Annotated in this window: 1 protein-coding gene; it reads right to left on the bottom strand. The window is 68.6% G+C overall.

Features of this window, described 5'->3' with window-relative positions:
- Positions 1-497: hypothetical protein (locus ACSHWJ_RS15985; RefSeq protein WP_432540111.1), on the bottom strand; the 497-nt coding region annotated here is incomplete at both ends.

The following is a 497-nucleotide window of genomic DNA, read 5'->3' as shown; positions in this document are numbered from 1 at the left end:
TCGTTGCTGCCGCCGGTCACGATCCGGGGCGTCAAGGTATGGTTGGCGGCGTCCCAGTGCGCCACCAGCAGCTTGAGCGTCACCGAGGTGGTGGACGCCACGCTGCGGGCAGTGGACCAATGCACGAAGCTGGTGTCCGGCCGGCTCGCCTGGATCGCGTTGTTGGTCAGCACGAAGGCCGGCGCCAGGTCTGAAGTCCCGAGCAGCACCGCGCGCAGGTTGACCAGGTTCGGGCCGGTGGACAGCACCAGCGACGGATCGCCCAGCGGGTACCAGGCACCCGAGCCGGAGGGCTGGATCTCGTAGCGCAGCTCGGTGCCTTCCGGCACCACGTGCTGCGCCGCGATGGCCAGGTCGGTCAGTCCGCCGGACAGCGACACCGACTGCAGCTGGACCTCGGTGCGGACACGGGCGAACTTGGCGCCGTAGACCGTGAACATCAGATCGCGGGTCAGGTCGCCGACGAAGTAGTCGCCGTCCGAGCCGTAGAACAGCGT

The sequence above is a fragment of the Methylococcus sp. S1M genome (assembly GCF_051295855.1).
GTDB classification, from domain to species: Bacteria; Pseudomonadota; Gammaproteobacteria; order Methylococcales; family Methylococcaceae; genus Methylococcus; species Methylococcus capsulatus.
This window is presented reverse-complemented; position numbering and strand designations above follow the sequence as displayed.